General features: G+C 49.6%; 19 protein-coding genes, 1 pseudogene and 1 other annotated feature. Of the genes and pseudogenes, 16 read left to right on the forward strand and 4 right to left on the reverse strand.

The genetic code is table 11. The annotated features are described in order from the left end of the window. From C3708_RS20035 to C3708_RS20090, 11 genes are all read left to right on the forward strand, one after another. Positions 1-2,081: invasin domain 3-containing protein (locus tag C3708_RS20035; protein ID WP_233210438.1), on the forward strand; the 2,081-nt coding region annotated here is incomplete at its 5' end. A 349-nt stretch (positions 2,082-2,430) separates the two neighbouring features. Then, positions 2,431-3,444, forward strand: a complete 1,014-nt coding sequence (locus C3708_RS20040; protein WP_103947259.1) for a hypothetical protein — start codon at positions 2,431-2,433, stop codon at positions 3,442-3,444. A gap of 519 nt (positions 3,445-3,963) precedes the next feature. Then, entirely contained in the window at positions 3,964-4,713 is a 750-nt protein-coding gene (locus tag C3708_RS20045) for a fimbria/pilus periplasmic chaperone (protein ID WP_103947258.1), read from the forward strand. Between the two features lie 41 nt (positions 4,714-4,754). Continuing rightward, on the forward strand, positions 4,755-7,298 hold the full coding sequence (locus C3708_RS20050; RefSeq protein WP_103950067.1) for a fimbria/pilus outer membrane usher protein: 2,544 nt from the start codon (positions 4,755-4,757) through the stop codon (positions 7,296-7,298). Continuing rightward, the gene (gene afaD, locus C3708_RS20055) at positions 7,295-7,780 is read left to right on the forward strand and encodes an AfaD family invasin (RefSeq protein WP_112174223.1); all 486 of its coding nucleotides are present in this window, start codon (positions 7,295-7,297) and stop codon (positions 7,778-7,780) included. Before C3708_RS20050 ends, afaD begins: the two co-directional genes overlap by 4 nt. A gap of 43 nt (positions 7,781-7,823) precedes the next feature. Beyond that, a complete protein-coding gene (locus C3708_RS20060) occupies positions 7,824-8,381 on the forward strand; it encodes a hypothetical protein (RefSeq protein ID WP_103950068.1) in 558 nt (185 codons plus the stop codon). 370 nt (positions 8,382-8,751) lie between these two features. Further along, positions 8,752-9,297 carry a hypothetical protein gene (locus C3708_RS20065; RefSeq protein ID WP_103947254.1) on the forward strand — a complete coding sequence of 182 codons (546 nt, stop codon included), beginning with the start codon at positions 8,752-8,754 and terminating at the stop codon, positions 9,295-9,297. Positions 9,298-9,307: 10 nt separating this feature from the next. Continuing rightward, positions 9,308-9,826, forward strand: coding sequence for a hypothetical protein (locus C3708_RS20070; RefSeq protein ID WP_103947253.1), 519 nt, complete (start codon positions 9,308-9,310; stop codon positions 9,824-9,826). Between the two features lie 31 nt (positions 9,827-9,857). Next, the gene (locus C3708_RS20075) at positions 9,858-10,397 is read left to right on the forward strand and encodes a hypothetical protein (protein ID WP_103947252.1); all 540 of its coding nucleotides are present in this window, start codon (positions 9,858-9,860) and stop codon (positions 10,395-10,397) included. Positions 10,398-10,640: 243 nt separating this feature from the next. Next, positions 10,641-11,420 carry a reverse transcriptase domain-containing protein gene (locus tag C3708_RS24080; protein WP_370446906.1) on the forward strand — a complete coding sequence of 260 codons (780 nt, stop codon included), beginning with the start codon at positions 10,641-10,643 and terminating at the stop codon, positions 11,418-11,420. Between the two features lie 482 nt (positions 11,421-11,902). Further along, positions 11,903-12,376, forward strand: a complete 474-nt coding sequence (locus C3708_RS20090) for a hypothetical protein (protein WP_103947250.1) — start codon at positions 11,903-11,905, stop codon at positions 12,374-12,376. An 847-nt stretch (positions 12,377-13,223) separates the two neighbouring features. Here C3708_RS20090 and C3708_RS23945 read toward each other — a convergent pair. The 3 genes and pseudogenes from C3708_RS23945 to C3708_RS20110 form a co-directional block, all read right to left on the reverse strand. After that, a pseudogene (locus tag C3708_RS23945) lies at positions 13,224-14,094 on the reverse strand (IS3 family transposase); the annotation flags it as partial. Beyond that, positions 13,700-13,815: a sequence feature (AL1L pseudoknot), on the reverse strand. (Overlaps the previous pseudogene by 116 nt.) A gap of 332 nt (positions 14,095-14,426) precedes the next feature. Then, positions 14,427-15,119 carry a Crp/Fnr family transcriptional regulator gene (locus tag C3708_RS20105; protein WP_233210439.1) on the reverse strand — a complete coding sequence of 231 codons (693 nt, stop codon included), beginning with the start codon at positions 15,117-15,119 and terminating at the stop codon, positions 14,427-14,429. An 80-nt stretch (positions 15,120-15,199) separates the two neighbouring features. Continuing rightward, positions 15,200-15,880 (reverse strand): Crp/Fnr family transcriptional regulator, encoded by a 681-nt coding sequence (locus C3708_RS20110; protein ID WP_103947248.1) that lies wholly within the window; start codon positions 15,878-15,880, stop codon positions 15,200-15,202. A gap of 505 nt (positions 15,881-16,385) precedes the next feature. Here C3708_RS20110 and C3708_RS20115 point away from each other — a divergent pair. Further along, the gene (locus C3708_RS20115) at positions 16,386-16,745 is read left to right on the forward strand and encodes a YcgJ family protein (protein WP_103950072.1); all 360 of its coding nucleotides are present in this window, start codon (positions 16,386-16,388) and stop codon (positions 16,743-16,745) included. A gap of 105 nt (positions 16,746-16,850) precedes the next feature. Here the strand turns inward: C3708_RS20115 and C3708_RS20120 are convergent, their stop codons facing one another. Then, complete coding sequence (locus tag C3708_RS20120) at positions 16,851-17,531, reverse strand: Crp/Fnr family transcriptional regulator (RefSeq protein ID WP_103947246.1); 681 nt, start codon at positions 17,529-17,531, stop codon at positions 16,851-16,853. A gap of 402 nt (positions 17,532-17,933) precedes the next feature. Between C3708_RS20120 and C3708_RS20125 the strand changes: the two genes are divergently transcribed. The 4 genes from C3708_RS20125 (at position 17,934) to C3708_RS20140 (ending at position 21,060) form a co-directional block, all read left to right on the forward strand. Beyond that, positions 17,934-18,515, forward strand: coding sequence for a tyrosine-type DNA invertase (locus C3708_RS20125; RefSeq protein ID WP_103947245.1), 582 nt, complete (start codon positions 17,934-17,936; stop codon positions 18,513-18,515). A 158-nt stretch (positions 18,516-18,673) separates the two neighbouring features. Next, positions 18,674-19,096, forward strand: a complete 423-nt coding sequence (locus C3708_RS20130; RefSeq protein ID WP_255411609.1) for a spore coat U domain-containing protein — start codon at positions 18,674-18,676, stop codon at positions 19,094-19,096. 51 nt (positions 19,097-19,147) lie between these two features. Next, complete coding sequence (locus tag C3708_RS20135; RefSeq protein WP_103950073.1) at positions 19,148-19,450, forward strand: Dabb family protein; 303 nt, start codon at positions 19,148-19,150, stop codon at positions 19,448-19,450. Between the two features lie 41 nt (positions 19,451-19,491). Further along, positions 19,492-21,060, forward strand: a complete 1,569-nt coding sequence (locus C3708_RS20140) for a DUF1254 domain-containing protein (protein ID WP_199184172.1) — start codon at positions 19,492-19,494, stop codon at positions 21,058-21,060. Positions 21,061-21,322: the final 262 nt, after the last annotated feature.

Consider the following 21,322-nt stretch of genomic DNA (forward strand, 5'->3'; position numbering starts at 1 on the left):
GCTCCGCAGTGACGGTGGATGCGGCGGTGGATGGTGCTCCCGGTATCTATACGGCACAGCTGCACGGCACGAAGGCGGGGAGCTATACGGTGAAGCCGCTGTATGACGGTGCGGAGGTGGGAGCGCTAAGTCAGGAGGTGACGCTGACGGCGGGTGAGGTCTCCGGGTCGACATCGACCTTTATGCTGCCGGGTGCCACGACCATCGCGGCGGATGATGCAACCACACTGCCACTGAGTTTCGCAGCAAAAGATGTCAACAGTAACCCGGTGACGGGGGGGGCTTCGAAGGTGACCTTCAGCGTGTGGGACGGCAGCCAGGAAGTGACTTCCGGGGTGACGGTGGATGCGGCGGTGGAGAGCAGCACGCCGGGAACCTATACGGCACAGCTGCATGGCACGAAGGCGGGGAGCTATACGGTGAAGCCGCTGTATGAAGGTGCGGCAGTGGGGACGCTGAGTAAGCCGGTGACGCTGACAGCGGGTGAGGTTTCTGATACGGAATCGACCTTTGACCTGCCTGGTGGTGACACTATTGTAGCGAATGACACGGCTACGCTGAAACTGAGCTTCGCGGCAAAAGACAGGTATGGCAACCCGGTGCCGGGCGTGGAATCGAAGATGAGCATTAGTGTGCAGGACAGCGGTAATCTACCGGTTACCGGCCCCGCGGTGACAGTGGAGGCGTTGACACAGGAGAGCCCTGGCGTTTACACCGCACAGCTGCACGGCACGAAGGCGGGAAGCTATACGGTGAAGCCGCTGTATGAAGGTGCGACAGTGGGGACACTGAGCCAGTCTGTGACGCTGACGGCGGGTGAGGTTTCTGATACGACATCGACCTTTACACTGCCGGGTGACACGAGCATCGTGGCTGATGACACTGCGCCACTGGCACTGAGTTTCGCAGCAAAAGATGTCAACAGTAACCCGGTGACGGGGGGGGCTTCTAAGGTGACCTTCAGCGTGTGGGACGGTAGCCAGGAGGTGACTGCCGGGGTGACGGTGGACACGGCAACAGAGGAGAGCCCCGGCGTTTACACGGCCCAGCTGCACGGCACGAAGGCGGGAAGCTATACGGTGAAGCCGCTTTATGACGGTACAGAGGTGGGAACGCTGAGTCAGCCGGTGACGCTGACCGCGGGTGATATATTCGGGTCGACATCGACGTTTGGCCTGCCGGGTGATGACATTATTGTGGCGGACGGTTCGGATAATCTGCAGCTGAGCCTTACGGCAAAAGATGTCAACAATAACCCTGTGACGGGGGGGACGGGTAAACTGACGTTTGTGGTCCTGGATGGGGGAGGCAGCACGGTCAGCGGGAGCGATGTGACAGTCGGCGCGGCGGTGGAGAGCGGCATGCCGGGAACCTATACCGCACAGCTGCATGGAACGAAGGCGGGGACCTTTACGGTGAAACCGGAGTATGACGGTGTGGTGGTAGACCCACTGGAGGTCACAGTAACGCTGGAGGCTTCCGTCAAGGATGTGGAGGCGAATGGATATACCTATACGGCAGGTGCAGGATTCCCGAAAACGGGTTTTGTCGGTGCAAAATTTACCCTTAATCTGGACGGTGATGTGCCATCAAATTATACCTGGACATCCAGTGCGGGCTGGGCACCAGTCACTGATGGTGTAGTGGCGTTTGTGTCGAAAGGGAATGCGGGTCAGGTGACCATTACGGCAACCTCGATAGCTGATCCGGACACGTATTTTACCTACAAATTTGCGCTAAAGTCCTGGTTTGATCATAACGGAGGCACAAAAACCAGCTGGCAGGACAGCATCGATTATTGTGCAGCGCAGAGTAAGCGTCTTCCCACTCTTCTTGAGTTGGGAGGCTCAGCAACGATCCAATATAGAGCGAGCCCACGAGGCGAGGCAGGGGCTCTGTGGAGTGAGTGGGGCGACATGACCCAATACGGCACGGGTTTTGTTGCGCAAACTTACTGGGCGAGCAATCCACCGGATGCTGAACCCAATAATCGCAAGGGTATCAATCTTCATAACGGGCAGGTCAATTACGGGAGTAAAGATAATTCGCTCTACACTGCATGCCTTGAAGATTTGGAGTGATTTTTAATATTGACCCTTTGTCATTTTCAGCCTCTTCGGAGGCTGGATCCCTTTGCTCTGGTTAACCATTTAACATGCCCGGGTGATATTTATTTTACGATTGTACTTATGGTTACAAAAAATAATGGTGACATAATGAAAGTCGTTGAGATGATCAGGGGTGTTTCAGGATTAACCAACATTTTTTTATGAATCGGAAAGGGGGTGTTTTACATTTTATACTGTTATTTAGTCATTATGTAATGTGGATGTCTTCTGGAAGTGTCAGTACCTGCAGTGTTAAGAAAGACAGCATGCTCTGCATTATTCTCTTTACTCTATTATCAACTAATAAATAAGGGCGTTATATATGACTCAATCTACACCGTTCATTTGGGATCCATCGCAAGATCAGATTTATTCTCAGGACCTTGGTTCACAAACCCTCACCGATGGCTCGTTTGACAAAGCTGAAGGGAAAAAATTTACAATGGGAGCTGCTGGTTGCGAACTTGTGATGAAGATCACGGATAAACATACCCAGGAATCAATATGGTGGTTCGATAATTCGAAGCTTAATGTTGAGGCTGGAACATTCACATACGATTTTTCTCATTTCCCCTCATCTCCATTACAGGCGCCTTTATTAATGCTTCGGGGAGTTAATGTAGGCGTAAAAGATGCTGCTCAATCTTGCTTTAAAATTAAAAGCCCGAAGTTTGTAGATATTTTGGGTGATATTTCAATAAAAAGCAATGGAATACTCTCAGTTGACTCAGTCAAGGAGGAATTCTACATCTCATCTGCAGCATCAAAAGTAAATTTAAGTGAAAACGCACAGCTGTTAATTAGCAGAGATGTAAGCGAGTCCCCTAAAGTAGGGATTAATGGGGATGTTTCACTTGATGGCAAGTCGCAGGCAGTATTCAATATTTTCTCACTGGAAAATGAGGAAATAACAACTTATACAGTAAAAGGTAATGCGGCGCTTAACATTTATTCCACTGAGATTAATGGTTTAAATTTGTTGGATTTTGTAATAAATTCAGGAAATCCTAAAGTTTCAATAGGTGACCCTCAGGGTGTTGCATGCGACATTACATCCTTTGGCGAAGTCGTTACGGTAAATCCCGGAGAGCCAGGTGAATATAGACGTGCGAAGGGGCGCTTCAACTTTATTGAAGAAGGGAAGGGGGATTTTTTGGGGGAGATTCATTTGCATTGTCGGTACTTTGATGGTGAAGAATTCGAAAGCGACCCAACTAAGATAAAGTACTGGCTCTCTTCGCATATGATCCTTTGCCTCAATGGAACCCCCCTGAGTGCTAATAAATTTGATATTACTATAAACAAGAATGACGATTTAGTTATAAAGCTTAAATAATCACATCCACGTCGCTGTGATTTTTCAGCGACGTCTTTCCAGCTTCGGTTTTTTCATTAACGGAGGTTCCCCTTCCGGGTTAACGCTACAGCCAATTAACAATTTAGTGCTGGTTATTAATTTACGTTTGCCGCCACCGCAAGGTTACGTTGTTTTGTTTTTTTATTTCACATTGGCATTAATTGTTACACTTTTGAGCTTTTACGAAGTGAAAACCGTTAGGACCATCCTTATCTCTTGAGAGAGCTCTGGGGGTAGTGCCTGCAATAATTGAGGCAAAGGACCGATAAGAATTAATGAATATCGGACTGTGAGGCCTTAACGAAATGATACTTTAGGGTATGAGTCGGCAGTCTGCGGGCCGAAAGTGAACTGAATATGCACTCAGGACGATCTCTGGAACGGTCCGTTAATTTGAGTGGTCAGTTTGATTCTAATTGACCACCTGGAGAAACGTATTTGCTAAATAAAAAATATGACTAAAGCGCGCAATTATGCGGGTAAGTCAGGAGAGGTGACGTGAGTAAAAGATTAAGCACTCTGATAGTGGCAGGTGCAGCATGTATTGTCGCAGTAAGCACGCAGGCGGCAGAACAGGATGTTAAAGCAGCGACACAATCGTTTTCTGTAAAACTTGGAGCGACTCGGGTGATTTATGACCCCGATTCTGCTGGCAGTTCGCTAGAAGTGACTAACCCGCAGGACTACCCCATTCTGGTTCAGTCCAAGGTGACGGGTGATGACAAAAAAACGGCAGCGAACTTCATGGTGACTCCCCCAGTGTTTCGTCTGGATGGGGGGCAGCAGAGTCGCCTGCGCATTGTAAGGGTCGGCGGGGAATATCCGAAAGACCGTGAATCATTGAGCTGGTTGTGTGTGACTGGTGTACCGCCCAAGGCGGACGATGAGTGGGCGCAGGGGGAGGCCAGTAAAAATAAGAGCGTGTCCCTCAATATTCAGATGAGCATCAGCAGTTGCATCAAACTGCTGGTTCGCCCCTCTTCGCTCGGCGGTGGTCCGGAAAAAGCTGGGGCATCGCTCATCTGGTCTCAGAAAGGAGGCAAGCTGGAGGTGAATAATCCTTCACCTTATTACATGAGCCTGACAGAAGTGAAAGTGGGCACTGAAAAAGTGACCTCGGATTACGTTCCTCCCTTTGGCAAAACCCTGCTGACCGTGCCAGGCGCAAAATCTGGTGAGGCCGCCCAGTGGAAAGTGATCACCGATTACGGCGGAGCGAGTCAGGCATTCCAGGCGAAAATCCAGTAAGAGGGGTGGTGGTTGGTGTTTTTCGGGTCAGGGAGCAGGCGATGAAATACACCCGTCTTGCTCTGGCAATTGGTTTGGTGTGCCTGTTAGAAAGGGTGTCTGCAAAGGAGTGGGCATTTGACGAGGGTGTGCTGGGCGGCGCGGTAGATGTCTCGGTGTTTAACGCCGGCGGACAGATGCCGGGTAACTATCAGGTGGATGTCCTGCTGAACGGCGAGCGGGTGGACACCCGGGATATTAAGTTCAGCGCGGTGAAAGACGCACAGGGACGCTCCCGTCTACAGCCCTGCCTATCGGCAGAGCAGTTATCGCACTACGGGGTGAAAACCGATGATTATCCCGACCTGCTCGGGAAGGGCGGCGACGGCAGTGGTGATACCGCCACGGGCGAGGGTACCACAAAGGGTGACGATAAGGCCGGAGCGTGTGTGCACCTTGAAGCCATTTCACAGGCAAAGGCAGAGTACAACTTTAACGAGCAGCAGTTGTTGCTGAGCATTCCGCAGGTGGCCCTTCGCCCTGAACTGCGCGGCATTGCACCTACGGAACTCTGGGATGACGGGGTGCCGGCGTTATTGCTCAATTACAACGCCAACACCAGCAAGACCACGTTTGCCAGCGGGAATGAGCAGAGCAGCTATGTGCAGCTCAATCCTGGGGCCAATCTGGGCGCCTGGCGCCTGCGTAACCAGACAAACTGGCAGCGGCAGGGCGACGAACCCGGTAAATGGCAAACCCTGATGACCTACGCGGAGCGTGGGTTGTACGAGAATAAAAGTCGCTTAACGGTGGGGGAGCGTTTCACCCCTTCCGATATTTTCGACACCGTGCCCTTTCGTGGGGTGATGGTGGGCACCGACAACAGCATGGTGCCGTATTACCAACGTGAATTTGCGCCGGTGGTGCGTGGTATTGCCCGGACTCAGGCCCGGGTTGAAGTGAAACAAAATGGTTACACGGTCTACAGTGCCTCAGTGGCCCCAGGCCCCTTTGCGCTAACAGATTTAAGCGTGCCGGGCAGCGGGGGGGACCTGGAGGTGACGGTGAGGGAATCGGACGGGCAGCAGCAGGTCTTTACCGTGCCGTACCAGACCCCGGCTATCGCCCTGCGCGAAGGGTACCTGGATTATAACGTCATGATGGGGCAGTACCGTCCGGCACAGTCCGGTACGGACCGTGCGTCAGTGGGGCAGTTCACCCTGATGTATGGCCTGCCCTGGAACCTAACCGCCTATGGCGGCCTGCAGGGGGCAGAACATTTTAACGCCGTCGCCGTGGGGCTGGGGATGTCCTTGGGAGACTGGGGCAGTCTGTCCCTGGATGCGATTGAGTCGCGGGGAACCCGGCGCCGGGAGAAGACAGAAAAAGGGGGGACGTGGCGGGTACGTTACTCGAAGGAGTTTGACACCACCAACACGACCTTCACGCTGGCGAGCTATCAGTATGCCTCGTCTGGGTACTACAGCCTGTCAGACGTGCTTGACAGCTACGGGTATGATGCCTTCTCGGATGCGCAGTCCGGGTATAACGGTGATGATCGCCGCAAGTCGACCACGTCCATGACGGTGAGTCAGTCCATCGGTGAGGTGGGTTCGCTCAGCATGAGCGGGCGTCGTGAAGATTACTGGAACCGTCCGGGACATGAGGAAACGTTCTCGCTGGGCTATTCCGTGGGCTTTAAGCAGGTGACGGCGTCGTTGAACTGGTCCAGGAGCAAGCATATCGGCGGCAACGGCGACAACGGAATGGACAACCTGACCAACCTGTCGCTGAGTTTTCCGCTGGACCAGTGGCTGGGGGGGAATACCTACGCCAGCTATCAGTACACGGCACCGTCGCAAAGTCCGGGGACACAGGACCTGCAGCTGAGCGGTCAGGGGTTCGATCGTCAGCTTAACTGGAACCTGTCGCAATCGTATCAGGCGGGAGAAGAGAACCGCAGCAGCGACAGCAGCGCGGTCAACCTGAACTGGCAGGGCCAGTATGGGGTGCTGGGTGGCGGATACCGCTACAGCCCGGATACCAAGCAGGTGACCGGGAGTGTTTCCGGCGGGATGGTGGCGTATGCGCACGGGGTCACCTTCGGGCAGCCCCTTAGCGACACGGTTGGCGTGATTGAAGCGCCGGGAGCATCGGGTGTGGAGGTCAGCAACTGGCCCGGCGTGAAGACGGATTTTCGAGGTTACACCCTGATGTCCGGGCTGTCTGCCTATCAGGAAAATACCCTGAATCTGGACCCGACCTCCTTGGCCGGGGATGCGGACATCGAGCAGACCAGTGTCAAAGTTATCCCGACGCAGGGGGCGGTTATTCCGGCCCGCTTCCGCACCCGGGTGGGTGCCCGCGGGTTGATGACGCTTAGCCGCAAGGACGGCAGTGTTATCCCGCTCGGTGCTGTGGTCCAGATCAACGACGTGACCGCCGGTATCATGGGGGATGACGGCCAGGTTTACCTGACCGGGTTGCCGGATAAAGGCACGCTCCTCGTGAAGTGGGGCGGCAAACAGCAGTGTGAGGCGAGCTACACCCTGCCTGCAGAGAAGGGGCCGGCGGGTATCTATGTCATGAAAGGTGAGTGTGAATGACTGACGGGAAACGATGCCCTGGACAACGCCTGCGGCGGGGAATGAAGGCGTGCCGCGTCTGGCTCACGGCACTTCTGTGTCTTTGGCTTGCAGGCAGCGCTATCGGGTGGGCGGCGGACGGGCCGCAGATGGTGCTCAAGATGCGGCCTCAGATAAGCGGCGTCCTCATTAAAGATGCCATTTTGGGTGAGGGTTATATGGTGTTCCACAGCAGCCATACGGGGTTTCAGGTCTGGAGCGATGGGGTGAAAAGCACCGACCAGCCGCACCGCTATGAGCTGGAAGGCAAAAACGGCAGCCACAATAAAATCCGTATCAGGCTGGGCGGCTCCGGCTGGCAGCAAGACCAGGAAAACGGCAAGGGCATTCTACTGTTGACTGGAGATGACGTGGTGAAGTTCACCCTCTACAGCGACGGTGAGCAGAATGCGATACCCGATGAGTACCCGGTGCAGTTACATGGTGTGGCGTTACTGCCCTGAGTGTCAGCCTGCGCAACAACAATGACCTTCAAAGGATAAGACTATGAACACGAGAGTAATAGCGAAGAACCAAAGGAAAACAGGGGCGTTACTCGCGTACCTGATTGCCGGTGCCGGCTTCCTGTCGTCGGTGCCCGCGCTGGCAGCTGGGGCTATCTATGATGCCAAGGTGGATACGCTCACGATAAAGGCGATAAAGGCGATGACGTGTAGTAATAAACTCACTCCGACAGATGTGCATCTCGATGCTGCAGGTAAGGTACTGGACACCAGTGCCGGGACGGTTACGGTCACCTGTGCGGGCGTGGGCTCCGGGAAAGTGGCCCTTGCGATTGCGAAGAGCTCTACTGATCACTATGCCGAGAAGGCAGACGGGACTCCGGAAGCAGGTGCTGTGGGTACATTAACCCTCATTCTGGGGGGCGGTACGGCGACATCGCTGAGTACAGCCGATAACTATTCGTCAACAAAGAATATTGACAAGATGGTCGTCGCGGCGGCAAAAGCTGATGCCGCTCAGTTCACGTTAACTCCCTCAGGAACCGTAACGACTGCAGGTAACTTTACCTATTCCCTGGCCAGCGCGGTCTGGGTGGAGTAAAGGAATGACACCTGTTAATAGGCTGACATATTTATGCCCGGCGTGGTCATTACCGGTTAATTCATGTCTGCACGAATGAATGTTTGTTGCTGGTGTGAATATTTTATTTATCACTGAAATTAATTCCCCGTCTTGCGATAAGCGATTTTAATTCCGGTGCGGGTTTATATCGCCATTAGAGTGATGAATAAACCGTATCTTCGTATTTTTTTTTTTTTTTTTTTTGCGCCTGAGGTATATGGTGAGTGAAGTAAAAGGAGGACGGTAATTTAAAATATAATAAACAGTTCATGACATTTTACATTCGGTCAGGGCTTATTTAAAAAGAAAAACAAGCACGTGTGAAAATACATTAAACAGGAGTCTGTGTGTGAATAATAAATTAAAACTGACGCTCGGGGCCTTGCCCGTGCTGTTATCGATGGCGGTTACGTCGGCTCATGCTGGCAGTCTGGGGAAAGCGGCTAACGATACCCTTGAGTTTACGCTCAGGGAACCCAACGTCGCAGAGATTACGGTGACGCCTGAGGCAGGGTTGCTGTCTGGGGCAGCACTGGATGCCAACAAAAAACTTGCAACAGCGGTGGCATCTCTGGGTACCAGCAAGGGGACAGCCACAGACCTTGGTGTTAAGTGGGTGGTCACAGCCGATGGAGGGGTTATTGACCTAGGAGAACCAGGAAAATATTCGCTGGTGAGCACCTCGGATAAGAGTAAAAAGTTGAAGGTTATGCTTGCGACTGACGCTTCGGGCACCAAAGCTGTTCCAAAAACAAGTGACCCTTCCTATGTCGGCACTGACAAAGCCGTCGAAATCCAGGACATGACGCTGTATGTGGTTGTGGATGGCGCGGGCCAGACACCCGTTCCTGGCACGTACAGTGGCGTACTTCAGGCCGCGGCTTATACCCAGTAAGGATGATGAAATGAAAAAGCTAATGATTGCAGTGGGTTTACTGATGGCGGCGGGCTCTGCTGCTGCTGCTTCCGATACCTGGCAGGATGGCAACAGCGCCCCGGTCAACGTGACATTCACGGCACCGGATACGGTACAGTTCTCCCGGGAGACGCACTTCTCTTTCAACAAGGACACCCCGCTTCTGGCCTCTACGGTGCTGGGTGCCGTGACGGCAAGCAAGGCAGGCAGTGATGGGGCAGGCATTCGTTTCCACTGGTTAACGCCATACAATGACAAAGGCAGGGGAGATGTAACCGATTTTGTAAATGAAACCGATCTGAGCACCATCGCTGTGAGGCTAAAGGATTCTCAGGGGAATACCCTGCTCCCTGAGTCAACCGTTGGCTCCGATAACTGGTATATGGTTGAGGGAGAGGGCACGGCCTCGGATGTGACCGTGCAGTTCTACCCGGAACAGGATATCGGCAAGGGCCTGTCGGCAGGCAAATACACGGCTGGGATTCAGGCCGCTGTGTACTCTAACTAACCGCTAAGCCGGTGGCGGTGGGAGGGGAAGTATGGTGGCACTGTTGAAAACGCTCAGGCACGGCCCGGGGGTCATCGCGCTTCTGGTGTCCTGTCTGGGATGTGAGCACGCCGGAGCCGCTATTTATGCGGTAAAGGAAACACCGTTAACGCTGACGACGACCAGAATCAGCAAGCTGGAGCTGCACTGGCTCCCCGAAAAGGAAACCTTCACCACCGCCACCTTAACAACGCGTCTGAAGCTGGGTGAATTAACGATTGATGTGGATGTGGGGGGCGCACCGGTTCCCGGGGGGGATGTTGCCGTCAGGCTGTCATCTGCGAACCAGGGGAGCGGGCCCGGGCAAGGCTATATGTTCACGGATGACGACGATGCGGATGGGCAGCAGCTGAGCGTCACTCTTGCCGGGGGCAGTGAGGGCAGTCCGCTGAAGTGCGGTATCCCTCCCGGACTGTGCCAGCTTTCTGGCGAGGCGCAAGAGCGGCATACGGTGAGTCTGTGGGCCGACAGCGGTCAGTCAGCTGCGGAGGGGATTTATACTGCAATGATTGATGTGCAGATTTATACCTGACCACGTTAATCTGCTGTCTGAATATAAATACATTCCGACTGTGTCATTCCGGAGAGATAAATAAGGAATGCGGTCCTGCGTATTCATGATGTAGATGGTAACTGAAGCCCATTCTGAACAAGCCAGGGAAGCTAACTTGCAGTTATGCCTTACTGATGGGTATTGGGAGCAGGCCAGAGCATGGTTATTGCACGCCCGATGTAACTGTCTGGAGATTCATGGGGCCAGTCTAATTACCGACACATAGTCAAAATGGAACTCTGGAGACAGGTCACTCGGCATGTTATTGACACCAGGTTGATCAGACTCATCCGGCAATATCTCTGGTACAGCGGTGAGGATGCAGGAGAAATCATTATCCCTCAGACGGGGATACCCCAAGGGTGTGCACTGAGATCCTTATTTGGCGCTTCATTACCGTACCACGTGGATTGTAGGTTTAATGTGGTTGAGGATATTTGTTATGCACGATATATGGATGACTTTCTGTTACTGGCAAAGACACGCTGGCGACTGCGTTCGTGTGTACGTCAGCTCAATACGTATTTTGAAATGCATGCCTTCCGGTGTCATCCGGATAACACCTTTACTGGCCGGGTCAGTCGCGGCTTTGACTGGCTGGGTGTGGAATTTAATGACCACGGGGCCACCGGAATATCAACACGTGCGAGAGAGCACCATCATGAGCGATGTCAGCGGCTTTATGAGCAGGCTTTGCGCCGGGAAGAGGGTATTGATGCCGCCTTGGCCAGAGTGCAGGACTACCGCAAGAGATGGTTGCAGTGGGCAGATGGTTTATTGAGGAATGCGGGGCTAGCTCCGAGCGGCTCACTTCTGCCTGCTATTACAATACGAGAAAACAAAACGTGGCATAAAATGCACAGGTATTCTGTGTCTACGGGCGAACCGTCCGCCCAGCCACCTACACCACTCATGGACATCGATGCGATACCTACACACCATACTACTTTACCTCGTCGTCGCACTACCTACCAACACACAGGCGCGACAGTACGGGTCTGAAACCACCGTTACCGGACGAATCCAAGTTGGAGCGGTGGCTACGTGCACGGCTACGATCGTCAGCTACGCGCTACCGACGACACTTCAAAAAATAGACAACCTGGTCGCCGACCTTAAGATCTCGTGCCCCGGCTCCGTAGGGACATGGGCCACCCTCACAACAGGTAACGGGACCCATTGCAGTTATACCTACTCTGACTCCTCCCCAACGTGCGAGATGCCCACAGACATAATGCATATGGTAAAATCCAAAGGCGGCTGCTGTATGGGGTGGAAAATGTATATAGGCGACGACGACTCCGACGCGCAAAAGAAGCTGGCTACGTCCTCCACGCATGCCGACTGGCAGTACTTCCCCCCGAACACAACGAACGTATACCAAAAAGACGGGGACATGAACACTCACATCTACCTCCACGGCAGTATGTACCAACCTGTCCTAACCGGTACATGGAACTACGTCGTACTCTTCGGGGGATACTATGACTAAAAATTACAAACGGTCTAAACGGGTGAGGGTTACTATGATACTCGCGATGGCCGCCGCATGGGCCGCCTGCTCGCCCATGGCACCGGCCCGCCAATACGGCTCCTCTGGCACGGCCAATGCTGCCGTGTTCGTAAGCGATACTACCGACGTACCCACCCTGTCGATAACGGGTAACCACCCGGTGGCGATGGGTGCGGTTGGCAACACCGTTCTTTTTTACGTTACGACCACAGGGAAGGGTCGGCAGGGCATAAAAATAAACGACGTGTGCTCCTCGATAGAATGTGGCCTTCAACCGAATTGGCAACTGTACGTCGTATGCACTGACTCCTGCGTAGAAGAAAACGGGTACACCACCGGGATCGACGCTGGGGCCAAAAAATTTGCGATCGAGGCCAGAGATCCGTACTACACCATCACACCTGGTAACTACAACATCAAATTGGACACGGCATGGATCTACTAAATCTACCTAAAATATTCTGCCTGTTGGGCCTCATCGGGCCTAGCTTAGGGCTCTGCATGACCGGCCCCGCGGAAACAGTCACAATACCTATTATCGTAACCTCTCCCGCCGCCTGTTCAATAGTAAACGGCCTTGCTACGGAGGTTAACTTTCCATACTCCGAACCCGGGGGAGGGCCAAAATTATTAGGCACCGTCACCGTGACTTGCGACATGCCCGCTTATGGGTACGTGCTAGGTGTAAGCCCGAGTGGGGAGGGGACGTTTAGTACGTCGGCGAGCATCAACGAACGACCCGGTGCGTCTGTGGCCGTCGATAGTGCAGACGGAACAAAAGGAAACTGGTCCGTAGATGGGGTTAAAACCGGAACACTAGCCGTCGATCAGAGCGATTCTTCCGGCAAATTCAACGTTCGTCTCGACACCGGGACCAAATACTACAGCTCCTACTCTTTCTATGTGCTTGCCGGCAGCTACTATAGATAACAAAGCATGACCTAGCGCCGCGCGCGGCGGAACATGCCAGGTTTCTAATGGCCTCTGTAAGTAAGAAAAAATATCATGCCCGAAGCGGTAACAGGGCGCCATCCTGTCCTCGATCCATCCGTTGAGACCAAACAGCGTAAACAAATCACAAGTCCGGCTTATCTCTGTCCGCCTGCATGAAATTGCGAACTAAAACCCGAGATAAGCAGCCCCGCCGTTCCGGTCGGATATAACGAGCCAGACGCCCTAATTCTAGAAGTGCCCGACGAATTGGCTCTGCTTAGTTGTTACTACACCACATATCGAACCCAAGACCTCGGACGCAACCATGTCCCAAGACGGAAACGTAAGCTCGTACATGTGGCCCACAACGCCTGCTCCAGCGCATCCAAGACGAATAATGTTTCCATCGTGGGTGAGACCCGCCAGCTCACGATGACTCCGGCAAACACATTGATGACGAACTCCACATATACGAACCCCTCCCAGGTGCTGACGTAGGTAAAATTGGCCACCAAAGGGCTATAGTGCCGTTCGGCCACGAACTGACGATTCACCCGCTCCTACGGTGTTTCGGCTTTGGTGCTGCGGGTGGTTCTGACAATTAGCCGCGTGCCACCATAAGTATCTGCAAGGCTTTCATCAAGCGCTCAATGGTGCATCGGGCAACACCGATTGCTTGAGGTTTTAGCTGTCGCCAAACCTTACGAACGCCATAAATGCTGTAGCTTGCTTCATATACACGCTGTATCTCAGGTATCAGTGCGGCATCGCGCTTATTCCGGCAGCTTCGCCGCTCCGGATGCTTCTGCCGTTACTAGTGCCAGTAGTACGTTTACGGGGCAATATCCAGCTCGTGGCAGACTGGCCCTACCCCGTGCTCACCGCGCAGATTTTCCAGAAGCAGCATTATTTTTTCAGTGGCGGTCTAGCTCCACCTGGGCAAAATACGCTGAAGCCTGACGCAGCAATATCATTGCTGCGTCGCAGTTTACGGACCTCCTTCTCCAGTTCTTTAAGACGCTGGCGTTCGCTGGCAGTCAGCAGCATACTTCTCATCAATAATGGTCTCCTACCGACGGATCCATATACGCAATGTCTCGGGAGCGCAGTCGATCTTAGGGCAATGGAGAAGATAGCAGCCCATTGTAAGTTGTAAATATTCTGGTTTTCCAGAATCATGCGAATAGCGCGTTGACAAACTTCAGGGGAAAATCGGTAATCTTTTGTCATCCTCGCTAACTCTCAAAGAGTATATTCTCCAAGATTACCAGGATGGTTCAGTTTGCCGTGGCGCATCGTACTGTAAACTGAATAGCCCTAGTTCGCCAATATGGTTCTCACCGTACACTTACAAGCCCATAAAATTCCACTTAAATTATTTTTCCGATAGGAAAAAGTTTTTTGAGAGCTTAAAAATCAAAATAGAGTAAATAAAAAAGACATGCTTTGGAAATAGGTTGGGAATAATTATAGATTATTATTTAAACAGGATTTTATCTTGTCAAGACGTTGCAGATTACGATTGATATTATTTAAAAAATTAATAGTGGCGCATTATGAAACTAAGTCCTGCGTTCTGCAAATTGTAGTAAAGCATCAGGATTGATAACTGTAATTGCACGGTAGCTAGCCTCAATCCAACCGTTTTCCTCAAAGCGTTTAACTGCGATATTGACCTGTTTACGAGAGGTATTTGTAATGATACTCAGATTTTCCTGGGATACCATTACTGGCGTATCTGTTGACCAGGACATTCGATGCAGAGCAGAGGCGATCCTTGAACTGACATCTTTTAATTGCAGGTCATGAACGATTCTGATTAGAGAGTCTGTCGATATGAGAGACATAGAGGAGAAAGCCCGTAAGGTATTTGGATCGGCACAGACCATTTCTTCCATTACGGGGAGCGGGACGTGCATAACCTGAATGTCAGTGTAGGCCGTCAAAGAGATACGCCGAGGATCTCCAGTCAAGAAACTGTCTTCACCTGTCCAGCCACCAGGGACTGCAATATGTATTAATCGTGGTGTCTGGCCTGAAGGTGCTGTTTTTACCGTTACTACTCCGCTAACGAGGCCATAGATTCCGCCAGCAGGGTCTCCCGGAGAAAAGATTACGGTCCCGGCCCGGAATCGTAAAAACTCTGCGTTGTGTAATAACAACATTCTGAAATCAACTGGCATATGAGATAGCCAGCCTCGCTGGCAGATGATTTTCTCAGCCTTTTCTCGTGATTTCAGGGACACCAATGTCATTATTTCTCTATCTGGTTAATGATTGCTTTGGGTAGTATAGCCAAGAAAATACATTATCAGCGTGGTTATCATTACACTAATCAGTCAGCCATATCCTCATCTGCATGATGTTTTAACGCTTCTGGATTTAAAACCGTGATTGAGCGGTAACCAGTCTCAACCCAGCCCTCTTCAACGAAACGCTTGATAATAGCATTAACTTGTTTTCGCGATGTGGTAGTGATAACGCTCAGGCTTTCTTGTGAAACGGCCACTGGAATATGCGTTGCCCAGCAAATACGATGAAGGGCAGAGGCGATTCTGGCGCTTGCGCTTTTCTTCTGTAAGTCATGTACAAGCCTGAGCATCGAGTCGGCCCCCAGAATAGACATCACGCCAAAAGCGCGCATATTGTCAGGATCTAGTTCAGCCATTTGCTCCATTTTTTCAAGCGGTACATGCAGTAGCCAGGTTTCATTTTGTGCAACCAGCTCAATCCTTCTTGGTTTGCCCGAAATAAAACTGTCTTCACCAATCCAGTCGCCTGAAACTGCAATATCGATCAAACGGGGCGTTGAATAAGGTGGTGCAGCCATGATCCCCAGAGTCCCTGATACAAGCCCATAAATCCCACCAGCCTTGTCACCCTTCGCGAAGATGACATGCCCAGTGTCGAACTTCAGTAGCTCTGCATTTTCCAGAAGACGGACCTTGAACGCTTCAGATGTCCGGCTCAACCAGCCCCTTTGAATTACTATCGCTTCCGCGTTTTTTCGCAACATAGGTTCGTAATCCTTCGCGCCGTACTTGTCTTTATTGATACCTGGCACAGTAGTGTTGACACTAGTGATGAAGAAATTCAACTGAGTAATTTAGCACGAAATATTATCGTTACTTCAGGAAGATATGGAAAACGGAGGACAATTTTATAAAACTTATGGCAGGCGGATTAATCGAAGGATCCTGAGGTGTTTTGGCTTAAATCAACTCGATTATGCCGACATTCAGTGAGTATCAAAGGGATTATTAGCAAGCAAAAAAAAGCCCACTACGGGAGAGCGGGCGACACAAAGTTAAGTGGTTCGTTATTTTGGTTTAAGTACTTCTTAATCTCGTAACGGTTTTCCTTTCTGTCAATATGAACCGTTTGAAAAAATCGATTACAAACCACATATGGTTAGAACACTGTTTAACCTGACCAGTGAATCATAGCGTTCATAGCCAAGAAGGATGCGGTGTCGCCAACAGTATTTGAACTGAGTGAAACTAATCCATAGAGGGCGAGTTATGCCAATTATCACTATTTTACGGTTGGTTTTTTTGATACTGAGTGCAACCGTGGTATCGACGGGAGCATCTACACTACATAGGCTGGCTTCCCCTGCGCAAGGGGTTGTGTGCGATGTGTTTTTTTGCGCTGATGCAAAGGGAGTTTCAGATGCTTTAACAACACAATTTTTGGGCCAAGTGCGTGGAGAACAACTGAGTGCAATGGGCGACTTCTATCATTCAGCATTTACTTTTGCAAATAGGATTTTTTGTGACACGAAGGCGAAAGTATGTCGCAAGGATCGTTTTTTCGATGCTGACGGGAAGCGCTCGGGATCTATTGAAGATAATACAACTCGATTGCTATTTGAGCCGTAATAGATTTGACCCTATTTAACCAGGCTGTCCATTTCCTGGTTCTGCAGTGTGCGTGATCGGCTCAATACATAAATCAATGGAATGCATAATGGGAATATCGTTCAGCTAGTTACTTATGTCCTTTTCTGCATGCTGAAGCAATGCAGAAGGATCTTTAACGGTGATTGACCGATAACTGGTTTCAACCCATCCCTCTTCTACAAACCGCTGAATGACGTTGTTGACCTGCTTACGAGAAGTGTTGGTGATGATGCTGAGATTATCCTGGGAAACCGTTACCGGACTATCTGTGGACCACGACATACGATGTAACGCTGAGGCGATTCTTGAGCTGATATTCCTCTTCTGTAAGTCATGCACAATTCTTAAAGCTGAATCAGCCTGCTGTATAGAAATCACGCCAAAAGCGCGAATGTCATTTGGATAAGCTGAAACCATTTGTTCCATCGCTTTAATCGGTACGTGCAAAATCCAGGTTTCACTTTGTGCGACAACTTCAATTCTTCGAGTATCGCCCGTTAGAAAACTATCTTCTCCTGTCCATCCACCTGGTACAGCAATGTGGATGAGGCGAGGCACGGAATCAAGCGGGGCCGTATTGATAACAACTGTTCCGTCGACAAGGCCAAAGATTCCTCCGGCAGGGGCTCCGGTACGGAAGATAAATTGCCCAGGTTCAAATTTCAGAAGTAAAGCATGCTTTAGCAGCCTTGTTCTGAAATCTTCAGGCATGAGCGATAACCACCCTCTTTGGCAGATCAGATACTCAGCCCTTTCTCGAGTCATTTCCACTTTTCTTCCTCAATTGTCCGATTTGACACAATCTTGCATCAGAAAATTATGTATTAAAAGTGTGTCAGCCAAAAAGTCTCACAGGCAGGATGGAGGAAAAAATACACAGCCGCATACAGGGTAGTGTTTGTTGTTAAGAAAGTGACCAACACCTACTGATGACGAGGTTTATACGAACATTACAAGGACGGCCCGTAAGTAATCATTTTTATTAATGAAATTTGGGAGAGGGAGCTTAACCGTCACCTGTGACAGTTGCCCTTATGAAGGTGACTGAACGCGGGTTGAATATTTTAGGATGGATTCTTTTGATTCAGAGGATGCCGGGAATGTGTTAACAACAGTTTTTTCCTGAACATGCTTATTTTATCAGACTACATGATGCCGGAGTTTTCCATGAAGCAAAGATTATATCTCACGCGTCAGGAAGTATCTGTTTTAGCTAGGGCCACATTTGGTAGTAAGAATGGATTAAGAGATTACTGTATGTTGCTTCTCTGCTATTTACATGGATTCAGAACGAGTGAGTTAACAGGATTAAAACTTTCAGACCTTGACTTGTCAGGGGGGCGATTATCTATTAGTCGATTAAAAAATGGATTTAGTACTGTACACCCTTTACATGTTCAAGCCAGGAAGGCACTGGATGTGTGGCTAAATATACGGAATCAACTCGTAATTGATAATGATAATCAGTGGCTATTTGTTTCACGTAAAGGTGGGCGTATCTCACGTCAGCGTTTTTATATGATCTGCAAGGAGTATGGACGAATGGCTGGTCTCCCTTTCGACGTACATCCTCATATGCTGCGGCATGCATGTGGGTATGAACTGGCAGAGCAAGGTATGGATACACGCCTGATACAGGATTATCTTGGTCATCGAAATATCAGGCACACAGTTCATTACACTGCTGGCAACGCAGCACGCTTTTCGAGAGTCTGGCAGGATAAAGATTCGTGCGAAGTGATTTTTTAGTGCGTTGATTATTTTATTGTGCTTGCTTTTTGTAAAAACCGTTGAGATTTTGATTTATGTTTTTTTTCAGATATTCATATGGGAAATAAATCAGTATTACATTGAAATAAATAAAATGTGTGAACACACAACTTAACTCTTTTTAGATATAAAGTGAGGTGAGTTACTACCTCAATGTTGTCGCAAGTGCTGAAGACACATGTATGATCCGTTCGGTCTCGGATATCGATTTTGGTACTCATGAGTATGATATTACTGGCCCACTCGATCAACGCTCTAGTCTGACATTGCAATGTCCTGTGGGTACAACCTGGCAACTGGCTTTGAACGAAGGATTATATTCGGCGGGTGGATCACGGAGAATGAGCAATGACCAGGGCGATTTAGTTCAGTATCAAATTTATCGCGATGCGGCACGAGCACAAACCTGGGGTAATAAAAGTAATATAGATACGCTGAGTGGTGTTGGAGCGGGCATTGCTAACCCGTTCATGATCTCTATATATGGGCGGGTATTACCCCAGAATGGTCTGGCTCCGGGGCATTATCAGGATACTGTTATTGTTACCTTGATCTATTAATGAATTATTTTCTATTTCAGAACATGTGTCCTTATTTTAGAAGAGGTGTTAATGATTAGACACGTACTGTTTATACAGTTTAAACCTGATGTTTTGAGTCTTGATGTTGATATTGTTCGTATTTTATTTTTAGGTGTTAGAAATAAAATTGAAGGTGTTTTAGATGTTGAGTGGGGAGAGAATGATAGCCCAGAGATGAAAAATGCAGGCTATACACATTGTGTTTTTATGACATTTGCGGATGAAACTGTCCGACAAAAATATTTACCACATTCAGTTCATGAGGAATTGAAGGAGATCTTCAAACCTCTACTTCAGAACATCATTGTTCTGGATTATACGGTTGTATCATAATTTTATGTGAATGCATTTTATAATATTAAAGTGGAGGGTTTATGACGAATAGGCGTAAAATAAGTTTGGCTATTATGACATTTATTAGTGTGGTATACATTCAATGTAGCTACGCACAAAAGACTCCCTATGCAACGGTTCCGACTCATGGCTTTAATACGTTTATTCCGGAAGATATTCTAACTCCGGATAAGATCCATACCCGTATTGGCACACTTAATTTTATTGATGGTGTCCCAACAAAAGAAACGGCAAAACTGGCTTTTGATAACCTTGACTTCGTTCGCGGAGTCGAGGTTTTCTTGAGCCTTATGCCTGCCGCAAGTATTGAAGCAATTCGCCGTGGAAATATTGCACTGGGTGCAACCAAAAGTAACCAGGCAACAATTTATGATCAACTTGCAGATTCAAACCCTCTTTTACTGACGGCGAATACTGATACCGTTTACGCTTTCTCAATGCTTGACCTCGAAACTGATGGCCCAACGGTCGTTGAGGTACCGCCTGGCAGTGGTCCGGGAACGGTGAATGACGCATTTTTCAGATTCGTTGTTGATATGGGCGTCCCTGGGCCAGATCGGGGAAGGGGAGGAAAATATTTAATTGTTCCATCTGATTATATGGGGAATCTACCTAAGGATGTCAGGAATGGCGGTGAATATTATATTACGCGCTCACCCTCATATGTAAACATTGTTGTTTTACGTGGATTTCTGGTTGACGGTAAGCCAGATGCCGCATCAAAGATGTTTCGCGATGGTTTTAAAGTTTATCCGCTCAGCAAAGCTGATAATCCACCTAAAATGGAATTTATCAATTCTTCTAAGAGGGGATTTAATACTGTCCATGCAAACAATTTTGAGTTTTATAATGAACTCAATAACGTCATACAGAAAGAGCCTGTCGATTTTATTGATCCTGAAATCCGTGGTCTCGCTGCCTCAATTGGTATTAGCAAAGGTAAAAAGTTTGATCCTGATAAACGGATGAAAGCAATTTTGACAGATGCTGTTGCGACAGGTAACGCAACGGCCAGAGCTATTAGTTTTCATAATCGAGATCCTCGCTCTGTTCTTTATCCTAACAGTCAATGGCGAACCAGTTTCATTGGTGATGACTATCTCTGGCTTGGTGGGGATGGGCTCGCTGGCCGCGATCTCGATGCCCGAACCAGCTTCTTCTACGTCGCAACTGTTAATACACCATCAATGGCGGCGAAATCGGTGGGCAGTGGTTCGCAGTATGCCATTGCCAGCGCAGATAAGATGGGGGCTCCACTTAATGGTTCTAAGAACTACAGGCTCAATATTCCTGGCAATGTGCCGGCAAATGACTTCTGGTCAGTGGTTATTTATGACCCTCAGACCCGTTCTGAACTGCAGACCTCTCAGCCTTTCCCGAGTAAAAATAACAAACGAGACAAGTTGATTGCAAATCAAGATGGATCCGTAGACTTATTCTTCGGCCCTAAACCACCTAAGGGTAAGGAAGCCAACTGGATGCAGACAGTTCCTGGAAAAGGCTGGTTTACAATCATTCGTCTATATGGGCCTCTCGAGCCCTGGTTTGATAAAACGTGGAAACCGGGTGAGATCGAAGAAGTTAGGTAACTCCTAAGACCGCATCGATTTAACTTATCAGGCAGATGGTTTTATTCTGCCTTCTTTTTTATCATCAAATTTGTAGGTGGCGGTGCTTTCAGGGGATTAACTACCTGGTGTTGTGCTTCAGAAGTAATTGAAAGCACCGCCGCGTCTGGAAAACCGGCAGGAAACCAGACTTTAACGATACTGTTAACGTTTTTTTACTGTGTCAACAGAATGTCGATTTATCCCTATGTATTCTTGAATCCGGCGTGTATGACACTGTCAT

The organism is Lelliottia sp. 7254-16 (assembly GCF_002922995.1).
In the GTDB taxonomy this organism is placed as follows: domain Bacteria; phylum Pseudomonadota; class Gammaproteobacteria; order Enterobacterales; family Enterobacteriaceae; genus Enterobacter; species Enterobacter jeotgali.